This is a genomic window from Mycobacterium shunyiense (assembly GCF_058270075.1).
The window spans coordinates 227,183-242,004 of sequence record NZ_JBZDPU010000014.1; the positions used below are offsets into that span (position 1 = coordinate 227,183).

A 14,822-nucleotide genomic window follows, 5' to 3' on the forward strand; every position below is an offset into this window, starting at 1 on the left:
TGCAAGTATGCCGGTTGACCGCCTCCTGCCCTCGGACGACGCTCGCGACCTGATCGCGCTGACCCGCGATGTCGCCGACAAGGTCCTCGACCCGATCGTCGACGAGTACGAACGCGACGAGAAGTACCCCGAAGGCGTCATGGCCCAGCTCGGCTCGGCCGGGCTGTTGAGCCTGCCCCAGCCCGAGGAGTGGGGTGGCGGTGGCCAGCCCTACGAGGTCTACCTGCAGGTTCTCGAGGAGATCGCGGCGCGGTGGGCCGCGATCGGCGTCGCGGTCAGCGTGCACAGTCTCTCGTCGCACCCGCTGCTGGCCTACGGCACCGAGGAACAGAAGCAGCGCTGGCTGCCCGGCATGCTCGCCGGCGACCAGATCGGTGCCTACAGCCTGTCCGAACCGCAGGCCGGATCCGACGCCGCCGCCCTGAACTGCAAGGCCACCCGCGACGGCGACAGCTACGTCCTCAACGGCTCCAAGGCGTGGATCACCCACGGCGGGAAGGCCGATTTCTACACACTGTTCGCCCGGTCCGGAGAAGGTTCGAAGGGCATCTCGTGCTTCCTGGTCCCCGCCGATCTCGACGGCCTGAGCTTCGGGAAACCCGAGGAGAAGATGGGTCTGCACGCCGTGCCCACCACCTCGGCGTTCTACGACAATGCCCGCCTGCCCGCCGACCGGCTGATCGGCACCGAGGGGCAGGGACTGTCGATCGCGTTCTCCGCGTTGGACTCCGGCCGCCTCGGCATCGCCGCGGTCGCGGTCGGCATCGCGCAGGCCGCCCTGGACGAAGCCGTCCGCTATGCCAACGAGCGCACCACGTTCGGCCGCAAGATCGTCGACCATCAGGGCCTCGGGTTCCTGCTCGCCGACATGGCCGCCGCAGTGGTCAGCGCCCGCGCCACCTACCTGGATGCCGCCCGCCGCCGCGATCTCGGGCTGCCCTACTCGTCACAGGCCAGCGTCGCGAAACTGATCGCCACCGATGCCGCCATGAAGGTCACCACCGACGCGGTGCAGGTGTTCGGCGGTGTCGGCTACACCCGCGACTTCCGGGTCGAACGCTTCATGCGGGAAGCCAAGATCACCCAGATCTTCGAAGGCACCAATCAGATTCAGCGCCTGGTCATCTCGCGGGGGCTGGGGTCCTGACGAAGCCGGTCACGGCAGCCAGGAACTGATCGGGCTGCTCGACCATCGGCGAATGTCCGGACCCTTTGATCACCACGGGCGGCAACCCAACCGCGGTGTAACGCTGGACATTGGGCGCTGTCGGGGTCAGCACGTCCTCGTCACCCCAGAGCACCAGTACCGGCTTGTGCAGTGCGGCAAGCGTTTCCGCAGTCGGGTGTGGACCGTCCTTCGAGTCGCACAGGCCGGTGTAGGTGAGCCGCTCCAACGAGCGGTGAGCATAGCCGGGCACCGGGTAGTCCGCGGCAAACCCGGTCTGCAGTGAACTCTCGCTGATCGCGTCGACGCCGCGGACAAGATCCATCGCCGGCCCGATCACCGGCCAGCACACCATTTGTCCGAGCAGCGGCATGCTGACCAGATCGTCCGATCCCGGGGTGTCCGAGACCACGACGCGCTCCACCAGGTCGGGATACTGCCGGGCCAGCTCGGCCGAGACCGCTCCGCCCATCGAATGGCCGATCAGCACCGCGTGACGCACACCGAGCGCCACGAGCGCGTTGCGCACCGCCGTGGCCTGCGCATCCGAACGGTAGGCGGCGCCGGCGGCGGGCGCCTCCGAGCCGCCGTGACCGACCAGATCGATCGCGATCACCCGCTGGTCCCGGGCCAGCTGCGGGGCCACCTTCTCCCACCACTCCATGGAGGCCGAGTACCCGTGCAGCAACACCACCGCGCGTTCCCCCGGCGGCCCGTACTCACGCACGTTGAGGTCGGGACCGTCCAGTTCCAGCACGTGCCCGCCGCCGAACGACTCGGCCCGATGGTGCTCCTTGGTCGCCGCCAGTTCATTCAGCAGCAACGCCACCACAGCCAACAGCAGCACGACGACGGCGATGCGCAATTTCATCCTGCGCACGCTAATGCCAAGACGTCGGCACTGACCAGCAATTTTCCCCGGTGGAACGAGTCTCAGCGAACGGCCCCATAATGACAGGGCAATGAACACACCTGCCCACACCGCCGGCGTCCCCCGGCACCGTATGCCGCGTCGGGGCGTGCGGGCCGCTCGCCGCGCCGCAGTCGGCCTGGTGGCGGCATCCGTGGTGGCCGGTACCGGTGCGGGCTGGGTGACCTACCACGGGGCCCTGGACGGCATCACCACCTCCAACGCTCTGGACGGTGGGCCGATGTCGGCCGGCGACACCGAGAACATCCTGATCATGGGGTTGGACAGCCGGTTGGATCAGCACGGCAACCCGCTGCCCGAGGATGTCTACCAGGCCCTCCACGCCGGCGACGAGACTGTCGGCGGCTACAACGCCAACGTGCTGATCGTGGTGCACCTGCCCGGTGACGGCGGCCCGGCCACCGCGTTCTCGATTCCGCGCGACGACTATGTGGACCTGGCCGGGTGCGATGTCTCGCCGTGCAAGGGCAAGGTCAAACAGGCCTACGGTTGGGCCTATCAGCGCGAGATGGAATCGCTGGAGGCTGACTCCGAGAACCCGTCGGCGAATGAGCAGCAGGCCCGTGAGGCGGGCCGCAAGGCGGAGATCGCCACGGTCCGCAACCTGCTCGGCATCCCGATCGACCATTTCGTCGAGGTCACCCTCGGCGCGTTCTTCGAGATCGCCAAGGCCGTGTCACCGATCACGGTCTGCCTCAACGCCGACACCTCAGATCCGTACTCGGGGGCCGACTTCCACCAGGGCGTCCAGGAGATCGACGCAGCCCAGGCGATGGCCTTCGTGCGTCAGCGTCGCGATATCAACGACGAGAACTTCACCGACCTCGACCGCACCCGCCGTCAGCAGGCCTTCATCGCGGCGCTGGTGTCGGCGCTGGGCCACAGCGGAACGCTGAACAGCCCAACCGGACTGCGCAGCCTGCTGAACGTGGTCAAGCAGAACGTCGCGTTGGACGCCGGATTCGACCTGCCCAGTTTCGCCCGACGGGCCTCCGCGCTGACCGACAAACCACCGACGCTCTACACGCTGCCGATCAAGGAGTTCAGCCAGAATTCCTACGGCGAGGACATCAACCTCGTCGATGTGCCGACGATCCGCAAGATCGTGCATGACCTCGTCTCCAAGGACGACGCCGCGTCGTCGTCGGCACCCACCAGCAAGGCTCAGACGCTCAACGGCCACGGTGCGGTGCTCGACGTGATCAATGCGTCGACCTACAGCGGACTGGCTGCCCAGCTCGAAACGACCTTCGGCGCACACGGATTCACCGAGGGGCAGATCGGTGACGGCGAATCACTGGCCGCCACCACCACGATCGACTACGGGACCGGCGCCGAGGCCGCTGCTCAATCGTTGGCCGACGAGCTCGGCGTGATCGCGAACCCGTCGTCCGAAGTGGTGGCCGGCACCGTTCAGCTGACGCTGGGGACCGATTTCCCCGGCGACGAATACCTGTCGGGATCGAGCGATGCGACGTCGGAGTCCGGGTCGGACTCCACCTGGGACTCCAGCAGCGAGACGACGGAAGAGACCACGCCCAGCACGCCGGTGACGACGGTGGCCGCCACCGCGACCGGTACCTACACCCCGGCCCCCACTGACCTGAGCCAGATGAAGGTCTCCGGCATTCCCTGCGTGAAATAGCCGCGGCTACAGCGTGACCCGGACCTGGGTGCCGAACCCGGGCTCTGAGCTGATCGCCATCGAGCCGCCCATGGCATCGATGCGCACCTGCAGTGAGGCCAGCCCGATGTGTCCCTCGGCCACAGACTGGCCCAGTATCGCCGGGTCGAATCCCTTGCCGTTGTCCGCCACGGTCAGCACGACGCGCTCCCCCGAACGGTAGAGGCCGACGGAAATCGTGGTCGCCCCGGCATGTTTGTTGATGTTGGCCAGCAGTTCGCGCGCGGCGCGGTACAACAGCGCCTGCCCGTCGGGCTGCCCGACGTCCTCCAGATCTGCCCGCACCGCTATATCTGGCCGAGTTTCGTACTGACGCAACAGTTCCCGCACCGCCGGGGTCAGTCCCAGCTGAGCCAGGACCTGCGGATGCAGTGCGGTGACGGTGGAGCGCAGTCCGACGGCGGTCTCCTGCAGTGCGGCATGGACGCGGTCCAGGCCGGGATCCGGGATGCGTTCGCGGATCTCGTCGAGGTCGAGGCGCGCGGCGAGCAGGGTCTGCAGTGGCCCGTCGTGAAGGTGCTCGGCCAGTTCGGCGTTGCGCAGATCGTCGGCCCGGGTGGATTCCGACACCAACTGGCGACGCACCTCCATCAAGGTCCGTACCCGCGCCGAGCGGCGCGCCAGCACAAATGACAGCGCGGCCGACGCGACCGCGAGCCACGCCAGAAAGCCCACGTGCATGTACACGATGTCGGGCAGGCCGACGTTGTCGTCGCGCTCGGAATACAAGATCCACACCGCGAGATATCCCACTGCGGTGCTGCCGCCGAGCAGTGCGGTCAGCCACGGACGGTCTTGGAACGCAACGGATATGGGCAACAGGAAGAACACCGGTAGCAACGCCGCGGTGGCCCCGCCCGAGACGGCGCACAGGGCGACCAGCACCAGCACATCCACAGCGGTCGAGGCCCATTCGGCCCACGGCGGCATGGGCCCGCGGAACACCACCACCAGCCACAGCACCGCCACGGCGGCGTAGACGCTCAGGATCACCGCGTACAGGACTGGTAACCAGTGGTCGACGTCCCACACCGAGACCAGCACCACGATCAGACCGATCAGCGGCAGCCGCAGCAGCGCCGAGACCCGCACGGGTTGGGTGGTGAAGAATTCGACGACGCGCCCGCCAGCCATGTCAGTCCAGCAGCCGGCGGCGCATCGCCTCCGCGACTGCCGCGCCCCGATCACTGACGCCCAGCTTCTCGTAGAGGCGCTGCACATGGGTTTTCACGGTCGACGGCGCCAGGAACAGCTGCTTGGCCATGGCCGGGATGGAAAGGCCCTTGGCGATCAGGTCGAGCACCTCACGTTCCCGCGGGCTGAGCACCGGGACGTCGGGTTCGTTGCGACGCCGGATCTCGCCGGCCAACCCGGCCGCCAGGTTTGGGTCGAGAACGTCGCGGCCCTTGGCACACGACAACACGGCGTTCACCAACTCGCTGCGGGTGGACTCCTTGGACAGGAATCCGGCCGCCCCCTGCTGCAACGCGGTGTAGACGATCGCCGACTCGTCGTGCGCGGAGACCAGCAACACCCGGGTGGGCAACTCGTCACGGCTGACCGCGGCCGCCACCTGGGCCCCGTCGAGTTGTGGCATGCGGTAATCGAGCAGGGCCACCTGCGGCTGGTGGGTCCTGATCAATTCCAGTGCGTCGGCACCGTTGTCGGCCTCGGCCACCACGTCGATCTCGCCGCTGGAGGTCAAGGCGCGCACGACGCCCTCGCGGAACATCGGGTGGTCATCACCCACGACCACCCGCACCTTGGCGACCATGCGACACAGCATGGCACAGGCTGACCGTTGATCAGCGCGTTTAGAGTCGGCGGTATGCATCTGGACGAGCTGCAGTGGTTCGTGGTGCTCGCCGAAACCGAGCATGTCACCGACGCCGCAGCCGAACTCGGCATCAGCCAACCCACCCTGTCGCGCGCACTGGCCCGGCTCGAGGAGCAGGTGGGTGTTCCACTGTTCGATCGGGTGAACCGGCGGCTCCGGCTCAACGCCTACGGGCACATCCTGTTGGAGCACGCCCGCCGCAGTATCAACGAAATCCGTACGGCCACCGAGAGAATCGCCGAGTTACGCGACCCGGATACCGGGACCGTGCGGCTGGCCTTCCTGCATTCGCAGGCCGGCTGGTACGTGCCGGATCTGTTGCGCCGGTTCCGGACCGAGGCTCCGCGGGTGCGCTTCGAGCTGTTCCAGGGCGCGGCCCACGAGATCGTCGAACGCCTGGCCGGCGGTGAAGCCGACCTGGCGATCACTTCGCCGCGCCCCGAGGGCTTTCGCTGGAGCGGACTGTACATGGAGCGGTTGTGCCTGGCCGTGCCGCGCGAGCACCGCTTCGCCCGCCGATCCAGGGTCCGGTTGGCAGACGCCGGCGCCGAGCCTTTCATTGCCCTGGCACCCGACTTCGGGTTGCGTCAGCTCACCGACGAACTGTGCGCCGAGGCCGGCATCTCGCCGCCGGTGGTGTTCGAGGCGATGGAGATCCCGACCATGGAAGGGCTGGTGGCCGCCGGTTTCGGGGTCGCGGTTGTCCCGGTACCCCGGGCCGAACGGGCCGAACCCGCAGCCGCGTACGTGCCGCTGTCGGAGAGTTCGGCCAGGCGCCAGATCGGGCTGACGTGGAACGCCGACCGCCCGCTGCCGCCGGCCGCGGCGCGTCTGGCCGAATTCATCATGCAGAATATTCATGAGCTTGAGTAAAATCATGCATTGGACACATTTTTGCCGGCGTCCTACCGTCGGCTGAGTGTCCACCTCCCTGACCTCCGTTGAATGGCGCGGGCATTCCCGTGGCTCAACCGAGTACCGGAGGCTGCTGGCCGCACTGTTCTGCGCCGGCGTCGCGACCTTCGCCCAGCTGTACTCACCCCAGGCCGTACTCCCGCTGATCGCCCACGACATGGGCACCGGCGCCGCGCACGCCGCCTTGACGATCTCGGCCGCCACCGTCGGGCTGGCACTGGGTGTGATCCCGTGGTCCGCTCTGGCCGATCGCATCGGCCGGGTCCAGGCCATGACGATATCCATCACCGCAGCAACGGTTCTCGGCCTGATCGTGCCATTGGCCCCCAGTGCCGCGCTGCTGCTGTCCGGTCGGCTGCTCGAAGGGCTGATGCTGGGCGGGGTGCCCGCGGTGGCCATCGCCTACCTCACCGAGGAGATCGACGCCGGGCATGCCGCCCGGGCGGCAGGCACCTACGTCGCGGGCACCACCATCGGCGGATTGGCCGGCCGGCTCGTCACCGGGCCGATCGCCGAGTTCGCCGGATGGCGCGTCGGCGTCCTCGTGGTCGCGGTGTTGTGTGGTCTGTCGGCATTCGCATTCGTCAAGCTCGCCCCGCCGGCGCGGGGATTCACCCCGGCCCGCAGCCGAAACCTGGGCCGTCGGCTCGCCGAGAACCTCCGCTCACCCCGTCAACTGGTGCTCTACAGCCAGGGCTTCCTGCTGATGGGCGGCTTCGTGGCGATGTACAACTTCCTCGGTTTCCGGCTGATGGCCACCCCGTTCAACCTGCCGCAGACCGTCGTCAGCCTGGTGTTCCTGGCCTACCTGTCGGGCACCTGGGCCTCCGCCCGGGCCGGCGCCGAGGCCAGTCGGTTCGGCCGCAAGACCGTGCTGATCGGCTCGATCGCCACGATGATCGCCGGCGTCGCGATCACGCTGGCCGGCAATGTCTTCGTGGTGCTGATCGGGCTGGTGATCGCCACCGCCGGCTTCTTCGGTGCGCACGCGATCGCCTCGGGTTGGGTGGGTGCCGCCGCCGGGGACGGCAAGGCCCAGGCGTCGTCGCTGTACAACCTCTTCTACTACGCGGGATCCAGCGTCATCGGCTGGGTCGGCGGGCTGGCGTTCGACGCCGCGGGATGGCGCGCCGTGGCCGGCACCGTGATCGGTCTGGCGGTGGTGGCGGGGGTGCTGGCCTCGACGCTGGGCGACTACCAGAGTTCGATGTCGCGACCGTACTCCGCTTCCGGGCGCGGACCGAAGTAGCGCCGCTGCGACTCGTCGATCGCGACGTCGTTGATGCTGGCCTCGCGCCGGGCCATCAGACCCTCGGGTGTGAACTGCCACAACTCATTCCCGTAACTGCGGTACCACTGGCCCTGTGCGTCGTGCCATTCGTACTGGAACCGCACCGCCATCCGGTTCTCCCGAAACCCCCACAGGCTCTTGCGCAGCACATAGTCCAGCTCGCGCTCCCATTTGGCGGTCAGGAACTCCACGATCTGCTCCCGCCCGACGATGTGCTGGTCGCGATTGCGCCACTGCGAGTCCGGCGTATAGGCCAAGCTGACCTTCTGCGGGTCACGCGTGTTCCACGCGTCCTCGGCTGCTTGGACCTTCTGGAGAGCTGTTTCGGGAGTGAAGGGCGGGAACGGCGGGCGACTCTCGGGCGGGATGGCGGGTGGCGTTCCGGTCATGCCACCTTTCTACCTGTCTAACCATGTGGCTATCGTGGCTGCCATGGACTTCGCGCTGTCGGCCAAAGCGGCTGATTACCACTCCCGGTTGACCGACTTCATGGTGGAGCACGTTCTCCCCGCAGAAGCCTCCTACCACGCCTATCGCGAGGAGAAGGGGCCCAAGGATCACACGGTCCCGCCGGTGGTGGAAGAGCTCAAGGTCAAGGCGCGTGAGCAGGGCCTGTGGAATCTGTTCCTGCCCTCGGAGTCCGGACTGACCAACCTCGAGTACGCGCCCCTGGCCGAACTGTCCGGGTGGAGCATGGAGATCGCCCCCGAGGCGCTCAACTGTGCCGCGCCGGACACCGGCAACATGGAGACCCTGCACCTGTTCGCCGACGAGGCCCAGCGCAAGCAGTGGCTCGAGCCGCTGTTGGCCGGCGATATTCGCAGTGCGTTCGCGATGACCGAGCCGGCCGTGGCGTCCTCGGATGCCCGCAACATCGAGACGACGATGCTGCGCGACGGGGCCGACTACGTGATCAACGGCCGCAAGTGGTGGATCACCGGGGCCGCCGATCCGCGCTGCAAGATCCTGATCGTGATGGGCCGCACCAATCCCGACGCCGCCTCCCACGCCCAGCAGTCGATGATCCTGGTGCCGGTGGACACCCCGGGGGTGGACATTCAGCGGTCCCTGCCGGTGTTCGGTTGGCAGGATCAGCACGGGCACTGCGAGATCGTGTTCGACAACGTGCGGGTGCCCGCCGAGAACCTGCTCCACGAAGAGGGCAGCGGTTTCGCGATCGCCCAGGCCCGGCTGGGGCCGGGCCGCATCCACCACTGCATGCGTGCCCTCGGTGCGGCCGAGCGGGCGCTGGCATTGATGATCGACCGGGTGCAGAAGCGGGTCGCCTTCGGCAAGCCCTTGGCCGAGCAGGGCGTGGTACGTGAGTCGATTGCCAAGTCCCGCAACGAGATCGACCAAGCTCGGTTGCTGTGCGAGAAGGCCGCGTGGCTGATCGACCAGGAAGGCAACAAGGCCGCACACGTGCTGGTCTCCCAGATCAAGTCGGTGGCCCCGCAGGTCGCCTGCGACGTGATCGATCGCGCCATCCAGGTGCACGGCGCAGCGGGCGTCAGCGACGACTTCCCGCTGGCCCGGCTCTACAGCTGGCACCGCGCGATGCGGTTGTTCGACGGCCCCGACGAGGTCCACATGCGCACGATCGCCCGAGCGGAGCTGGGCCGTGAGAAATCGCCTCTCGCTGCGGCGGTGATCGCGCAGTGACCACCGAGCTGGGGGAACTGTCGGGGGCGTGGAACTTTCGCGACGTCGCCGAGATCGCCGGGATCCGCCCGGGCCTGCTGTACCGCTCCAGTGAGTTGAGCCGGCTCACCGACGACGGCCGCGTGGCGTTCAGCGGGCTTGGTATCACCGATGTCGCCGACCTTCGCTCACATCAGGAGGTCGCGCGGCGCGGGCCCGGCCAGGTCCCCGACGGCGTGACGGTGCACATGCTGCCGTTCCACCAGGGCGACGACTCCAACCAGGACGCACCACACGAGTCGACGTTCCAGCGGGTGATGTCCGAGTCACGCGACGGCGAGGACACCTCCGCGTCCGCGCGCCGCTACATGACCGAGGTGTACGAGGAGTTCCCGGGCCTGCCCGGTGCGCATACCGCTGTACGGCAGGTGATTTCGCTACTCGGGGCGAACCGCCCGGTGATCGCGCACTGCTTCGCGGGCAAGGACCGGACCGGCTTCACCGTGGCGACTGTGCTCACTGCGGTAGGCGTGGACCGCGACGCGGTCATCACCGACTTCCTGCGCAGCAATGACGCGACCGTCGCCCTGCGGGAACGCATCATGGAATCGGTGCGGGCTCGTGCGGATTCGGCTGAGGCCATCACCTACGCCGAGGCGCGGTTGTCCGACGACGTGCTGGGCGTGCGTGAGGAGTACCTCGACGCGGCGTGGAAGAAGCTCGACGCGGCGTACGGGTCGGTGCAAGGTTTCCTCGAGGCGGCCGGAGTCTCGCCTGACGACCTCGCCGCGTTGCGGAACAATTTGGTGGGCTGAAGCTGCTTGTTGACTTTGGACTGACGCTGCATTTTTGCGGGTAACGGTGTGCGTGGTGTCAAAGTCAACGGGCACCGCCACCCGCCGGTCAGGGACGGTTGGCTGTCAGACTCACCCCGACCTCGTCGGCCACCTTCATCGCCCCCATCAGCATCGAGAACTGCTTGATTCCGAAATCGCTGTGCCGCACAGAAGCCGTGCCGAGCACAGAATCGCCGGACACCTCAACCTCGACGGTCTGGTCGCCGGAATGGCCGGCAAGCTCGAGGACTCCCGCGATCCGTATCAGAGAACCGGAGCGCTCGATCAATGTGGACCGGAACCGGGCCTGGGGAAACTTCTTCGCCCGCAACGTCTTCAACGCGTTCGATCGGATCAGCAGCTTCTCGGCCCCCGACAACGGAGTCATGCCGCCCTCGCCCCGCAGCACGTCCAGGGAGTCAAGGTCCACCGTCACCTCGACCGCCGCAGGCTCATCGCCGTCCCATTCCACGGTCGCGTGCCACGAGCGCATCGCGATCGTCAACCGATGGCCCATCCGCGACGCGCTCCCCGTCACACCGGTGTGGAGCAGCAACTCGCCCGAGTCGGGGCCCAGGTTCCACTGCGTCACGCGGCGATCACCAGACCCGTCACCCAGGTGACCGTCGCGAGTAGGGCTCCGGTCAGCTCGACGCCGACTGACAGCGCAACACCCTTGAGCGCGTGCACAGTTGACGTCCAAGCCCGCCGGTAGTCGCGGCGCGAGGCCAGCTCGGCCAGATAGACACCCGCGACGAAGCCGATCACCAAACCGATCACCGGGATGACGAAGAACCCGATCAGGCCGAGCACCCCGCCGGCTGCCAGGCTCCAGATCCCCACCTCCGCGGCCCGCATCCGGCGTACCGGCCAGACGTACTTGATCACCTCGGCCGTCACGAAGAACACCGCTGCGACCCCGAGCGTCACCCACGCAACTGTGGCGTTGGTCCCGTCCTTGGCCTCCAAGACCGCCCACACCGCGATCGCGGCGAAGACCAGAAACCCACCCCCGGGCAGCACCGGCAACACGATGCCGATAAGACCGATGGCAATCACCAATGCGACGAGAACAACGCCGAGAGTGCTCACGGTTTCTGCCCGCGCACCCACTGCATGGTGCCCATGGTCTTCGACCGCACCCGCTCCAGACCCAGCACCTCGAACCGGTCGGCGAGCTCATCTTCGGCGAAGAAGCGCGCACCGCCCTTCGACAACAGCTGCGCCGGTCCCCGGTTGGTCGCCGTGGGCACCATGATCGCCATCCGCCCGCCGGGGCGCAGTACCCGCACCATCTCGGCCAGTGCGGCCTCTGCGTCGGGGATCAACTGCAAAACCGCGATCGACGTCACCGCATCGAAGACGTCGTCCCGGAACGGGAGCTTCTGAGCGTCGGCACGCAGGAAACCGACCTGGCGGCCCGCTTCGGCCTCGACAGCGCGGGCCAGCATCGGCTCGGAGATGTCCACACCGAACGCGAACCCGTCCAGCCCGGCCGACCGCGCCAGCGCGGCCGTCACATTGCCAGGACCGCTGCCGACATCGAGTGCGAGGCCGCCGGGCGGGATATCCAGCCATTCGGTGGGTTCCTGCCACGCCGTCATCAGCTTGCGGCCGATCCCCTGGGCGTTGTCGTAGAGCTTCGACCCGAGCGGGGACGCCCACACCTTCTGGATGAATCCTGCGTTCTTCGGGGCGTCACTGCCGTCGCCCAACAGGTCGAGATATCCCTTGCTGACGTCCGGCTCCGCCGGCGGTTCGGCGAGAAGTTCCAGCGCCTTGGTTAGTGCGGTGTCCACACCCCTACGCTACGCACCAAGTTGGTCGGCAAGGTCGAGAAAATCGGTCGCGACGATGTCGAAACCGTCGGCCGTGACGTCGTGCGGAGTCGCGTCCGGGCCATACTCCAGGGGCCGGGCCACGTATGCGGTCCCGAGTCCGGCGTCGCGGGCGGCCCGCAGGTCGGACGGATGGGCCGCCACCAGCGTCAGCTCTTCGGGGACGATGTCCAGCAGGTCGGCACACCCGAGGTAGGCCTCGAGGTCGGGCTTGTAGTGCCGGAACAACTCGGCCGAGATCACGCAATCCCACGGTAGCCCGGCACGTTTGGCCATGTTCGTCAGCAGTGAGACGTTGCCGTTCGACAACGTGGTGATGAGGTAGTGCTGCTTGAGCCGGCTCAGCCCGACCACCGAGTCCGGCCACGGATCCAGCCGGTGCCAGGCCCGGTTGAGGTGGTCGATCTCGTCCGGGCCTGCCTCTACGCCTGCCTCCTCGAGCAGTGAGACCAGGATCGCGCGATGCAGATCGTCGATCCTGGTCCACGGCAGCTCACCGCGGCGCACGCGGTCCATCGCCGGGGCATAGCCGGCCCGCCAGTTGTCTGCGAAGACCGGCCAATCCCGTTGCAGCCCATGGCTTTCACCGAATGCTTCCAGCTCACCGATGATGCTGGACCGCCAGTCGACGACGGTGCCGAACACATCGAAGGCCAGGGCTTTCATCGCTACGGCTCGATGTTCTTCGCGCAAGCGCTCATCAGGGCTCGATGTTCTTCGCGCAAGCGCTCATCACGGCTCCAGGACGAGCTTCCCGCGCACCTGCCCACTGGCCAGCGCATCGAGCGCGGCCGCGCCCTCGGACAGCGGGAACCGGACCGGCGCAGGGGGACGAAGCCCACCGGCCACCAACTTGTTGAGCTCGGCCCCGACCTGGGCCTGTGCGGCGGGATGGCGGCGGACGAACTCGCCCCAACCCACCCCGACCACACTGACGTTGCGCAGCAACAACCGGTTGACCTTGACCGTCGGGATGCCGGCGCCTGCAGCGAATCCGATGACCAGCAGCCGGCCTTCAGGTGCCAGCACCCGGATGGCGTCGTCGAAGGCCTCGCCGCCGATCGGGTCCACCACCAGATCGACGCCTTCGCCTCCGGTGGCATCCATGACCGCCTGACGCCAGCCGTCGGTCAGCGGTAGCACCACATCTGCACCCACAGACGAGACGAACTCCTCGGCCCCGGATCGGTGCACCATGGCAATCACCTTGGCGCCCATGGCTTTGGCCAGCTGGATCGAGGCGACTCCGATACCGCCGGCCGAGCCGAGCACCAGCACCGTCTCCCCCGACACCAGCCCACCGCGGCGGGCCAGCGCGAACTGCATCGTGTAGTAGTTGCCCAGCAGCGATGCGGCCTGGCCGTCGTCGAGTCCGTCGGCAGTGGGGATCACATTGGCCGGCAAGGCCGCCACCTGTTCGGCGTACCCGCCCAGCATCGTCATCGCCGAGACCCGCTGACCCGGGGTGAATCCCGAGCCCTCGGGTGCCGAGCGCACCGTTCCGGCCACCTCCATGCCCGGTGTGAACGGCGGCTCGAGCCGCAGCTGGTACTCGCCGCGCAGCAACAGCAGATCGGGGAAGCAGACGCCGGCGGCGCCGACGTCGATGACTACCATGTCGGAAGACACGGGGCCGTCGACGTCGACGTACGCCAGCCCGGACGTGCCGGTAAGTGCCTGCGCTACAAGCGCCTTCACGTATTTCAGCCCAGCTTGAAGCTGGCCTGCTGGGCGGCGGACAGATCGGTGATCTCGCCCCACTTGGCGGCGATCTCATCGACCGAAGGCACCTCGCTGAAGGTGATGCCGTCGTTCTGGAAGAGCGCGGTGCGCTGTACTTTGCCGCCGCCGACGATGAACACCGAGTCGGTGTCGGGCAGTTCCTCGGTCATCAGGTAGGCCACCACGGGGGCGACGTACTCGGGGGTGAGCTTCTCGAACACCTCGGGCGGCAGGATGTCCTGCGTCATGCGGGTGGCGGCGATCGGCGCGACCGCGTTGGTCTTGATGTTGTACTTGGCGCCTTCCTGGGCCAGCGTGTTGATCAGGCCGACCAGGCCGAGCTTGGCAGCACCGTAGTTGGCCTGACCGAAGTTGCCGAACAGGCCGCTGGTGGAGGTGGCGACGACGACGCGGCCGAAGCTCTGCTCGCGGAAGTGCGGCCACGCGGCGCGAATCACGTTGTACCCACCGTAGAGGTGCACCTTGAGCACGGCGTCCCACTGCTCGAACGTCATCTTGTGGAAGGTGCCGTCACGCAGGATGCCCGCGTTGCTCACCACACCGTCGACCTTGCCGAACTCGTCGATCGCGGTCTTGATGATGTTCTCGGCGCCGGCCTGCTCGGCGACGCTGTCGTAGTTGGCGACGGCACGGCCACCGGCAGCCTTGATCTCGGCCACCACCTCGTCGGCCATGTTGTGCCCGGCGCCGGACCCGTCGCGGGCGCCGCCCAGGTCGTTGACGACGACGCTGGCGCCCTCGCGCGCGAGCGTCAGGGCATATTCACGGCCCAGACCTCCACCGGCTCCGGTGACGACGACGACGCGATCCTGCACTCCTGGCATGGGGATTCCTCCTCGATAACGGGCCTCGAAACGGCTCAGCTCCCCTCCTGTATACGGCGAGCGGACAACTCCCGGTCAACCGGGTCGGTCAGCGCTCATTCGAGGCGCGGCTGACGT

Annotated in this window: 16 protein-coding genes; 6 read left to right on the forward strand and 10 right to left on the reverse strand. The window is 67.6% G+C overall.

Features of this window, described 5'->3' with window-relative positions; genetic code table 11:
• Positions 1-7: 7 nt before the first annotated feature.
• Positions 8-1,147 carry an acyl-CoA dehydrogenase family protein gene (locus AC4ELH_RS12105; RefSeq protein ID WP_448444304.1) on the forward strand — a complete coding sequence of 380 codons (1,140 nt, stop codon included), beginning with the start codon at positions 8-10 and terminating at the stop codon, positions 1,145-1,147.
• Here the strand turns inward: AC4ELH_RS12105 and AC4ELH_RS12110 are convergent.
• Positions 1,122-2,036, reverse strand: coding sequence for an alpha/beta fold hydrolase (locus AC4ELH_RS12110; protein ID WP_448444306.1), 915 nt, complete (start codon positions 2,034-2,036; stop codon positions 1,122-1,124). The two genes, AC4ELH_RS12105 and AC4ELH_RS12110, sit on opposite strands and share 26 nt — an antisense overlap.
• A gap of 91 nt (positions 2,037-2,127) precedes the next feature.
• On the opposite strand from AC4ELH_RS12110, the gene AC4ELH_RS12115 reads away from it, so the two are divergent.
• Positions 2,128-3,741, forward strand: coding sequence for an LCP family protein (locus tag AC4ELH_RS12115; protein WP_448444308.1), 1,614 nt, complete (start codon positions 2,128-2,130; stop codon positions 3,739-3,741).
• 6 nt (positions 3,742-3,747) lie between these two features.
• Here the strand turns inward: AC4ELH_RS12115 and AC4ELH_RS12120 are convergent, their stop codons facing one another.
• Both AC4ELH_RS12120 and AC4ELH_RS12125 read right to left on the reverse strand, forming a co-directional pair.
• Positions 3,748-4,914 (reverse strand): sensor histidine kinase, encoded by a 1,167-nt coding sequence (locus AC4ELH_RS12120; RefSeq protein ID WP_064957575.1) that lies wholly within the window; start codon positions 4,912-4,914, stop codon positions 3,748-3,750.
• Between the two features lies 1 nt (position 4,915).
• Positions 4,916-5,566, reverse strand: a complete 651-nt coding sequence (locus AC4ELH_RS12125; RefSeq protein ID WP_064878581.1) for a response regulator — start codon at positions 5,564-5,566, stop codon at positions 4,916-4,918.
• A gap of 42 nt (positions 5,567-5,608) precedes the next feature.
• Between AC4ELH_RS12125 and AC4ELH_RS12130 the strand changes: the two genes are divergently transcribed.
• Both AC4ELH_RS12130 and AC4ELH_RS12135 read left to right on the forward strand, forming a co-directional pair.
• Positions 5,609-6,490, forward strand: a complete 882-nt coding sequence (locus tag AC4ELH_RS12130) for a LysR family transcriptional regulator (RefSeq protein ID WP_498884612.1) — start codon at positions 5,609-5,611, stop codon at positions 6,488-6,490.
• A gap of 46 nt (positions 6,491-6,536) precedes the next feature.
• The gene (locus tag AC4ELH_RS12135) at positions 6,537-7,781 is read left to right on the forward strand and encodes an MFS transporter (protein WP_236734625.1); all 1,245 of its coding nucleotides are present in this window, start codon (positions 6,537-6,539) and stop codon (positions 7,779-7,781) included.
• Here the strand turns inward: AC4ELH_RS12135 and AC4ELH_RS12140 are convergent.
• The gene (locus AC4ELH_RS12140) at positions 7,727-8,212 is read right to left on the reverse strand and encodes a nuclear transport factor 2 family protein (RefSeq protein ID WP_064878585.1); all 486 of its coding nucleotides are present in this window, start codon (positions 8,210-8,212) and stop codon (positions 7,727-7,729) included. The two genes, AC4ELH_RS12135 and AC4ELH_RS12140, sit on opposite strands and share 55 nt — an antisense overlap.
• 55 nt (positions 8,213-8,267) lie before the next feature.
• Between AC4ELH_RS12140 and AC4ELH_RS12145 the strand changes: the two genes are divergently transcribed.
• Positions 8,268-9,485 (forward strand): acyl-CoA dehydrogenase family protein, encoded by a 1,218-nt coding sequence (locus tag AC4ELH_RS12145; RefSeq protein ID WP_498885028.1) that lies wholly within the window; start codon positions 8,268-8,270, stop codon positions 9,483-9,485.
• The gene (locus AC4ELH_RS12150) at positions 9,482-10,279 is read left to right on the forward strand and encodes a tyrosine-protein phosphatase (protein WP_448444315.1); all 798 of its coding nucleotides are present in this window, start codon (positions 9,482-9,484) and stop codon (positions 10,277-10,279) included. The genes AC4ELH_RS12145 and AC4ELH_RS12150 overlap by 4 nt, the downstream gene beginning before the upstream one ends.
• Positions 10,280-10,367: 88 nt before the next feature.
• Here AC4ELH_RS12150 and AC4ELH_RS12155 read toward each other — a convergent pair whose 3' ends face one another.
• From AC4ELH_RS12155 to AC4ELH_RS12180, 6 genes are all read right to left on the reverse strand, one after another.
• Complete coding sequence (locus tag AC4ELH_RS12155; RefSeq protein WP_448444317.1) at positions 10,368-10,892, reverse strand: YceI family protein; 525 nt, start codon at positions 10,890-10,892, stop codon at positions 10,368-10,370.
• Positions 10,889-11,392: a DUF456 domain-containing protein gene (locus tag AC4ELH_RS12160; RefSeq protein ID WP_448444319.1), complete on the reverse strand. Its 504-nt coding sequence runs from the start codon at positions 11,390-11,392 to the stop codon at positions 10,889-10,891. The genes AC4ELH_RS12155 and AC4ELH_RS12160 overlap by 4 nt, the downstream gene beginning before the upstream one ends.
• Positions 11,389-12,099, reverse strand: a complete 711-nt coding sequence (locus tag AC4ELH_RS12165) for a methyltransferase domain-containing protein (protein WP_448444321.1) — start codon at positions 12,097-12,099, stop codon at positions 11,389-11,391. The genes AC4ELH_RS12160 and AC4ELH_RS12165 overlap by 4 nt, the downstream gene beginning before the upstream one ends.
• 9 nt (positions 12,100-12,108) lie before the next feature.
• Positions 12,109-12,804: a haloacid dehalogenase type II gene (locus AC4ELH_RS12170; RefSeq protein ID WP_448444323.1), complete on the reverse strand. Its 696-nt coding sequence runs from the start codon at positions 12,802-12,804 to the stop codon at positions 12,109-12,111.
• Between the two features lie 66 nt (positions 12,805-12,870).
• Positions 12,871-13,836: an NADPH:quinone oxidoreductase family protein gene (locus tag AC4ELH_RS12175; protein WP_448444325.1), complete on the reverse strand. Its 966-nt coding sequence runs from the start codon at positions 13,834-13,836 to the stop codon at positions 12,871-12,873.
• A 5-nt stretch (positions 13,837-13,841) separates the two neighbouring features.
• Positions 13,842-14,705 carry an SDR family oxidoreductase gene (locus tag AC4ELH_RS12180; protein ID WP_055119353.1) on the reverse strand — a complete coding sequence of 288 codons (864 nt, stop codon included), beginning with the start codon at positions 14,703-14,705 and terminating at the stop codon, positions 13,842-13,844.
• Positions 14,706-14,822 lie beyond the last annotated feature (117 nt).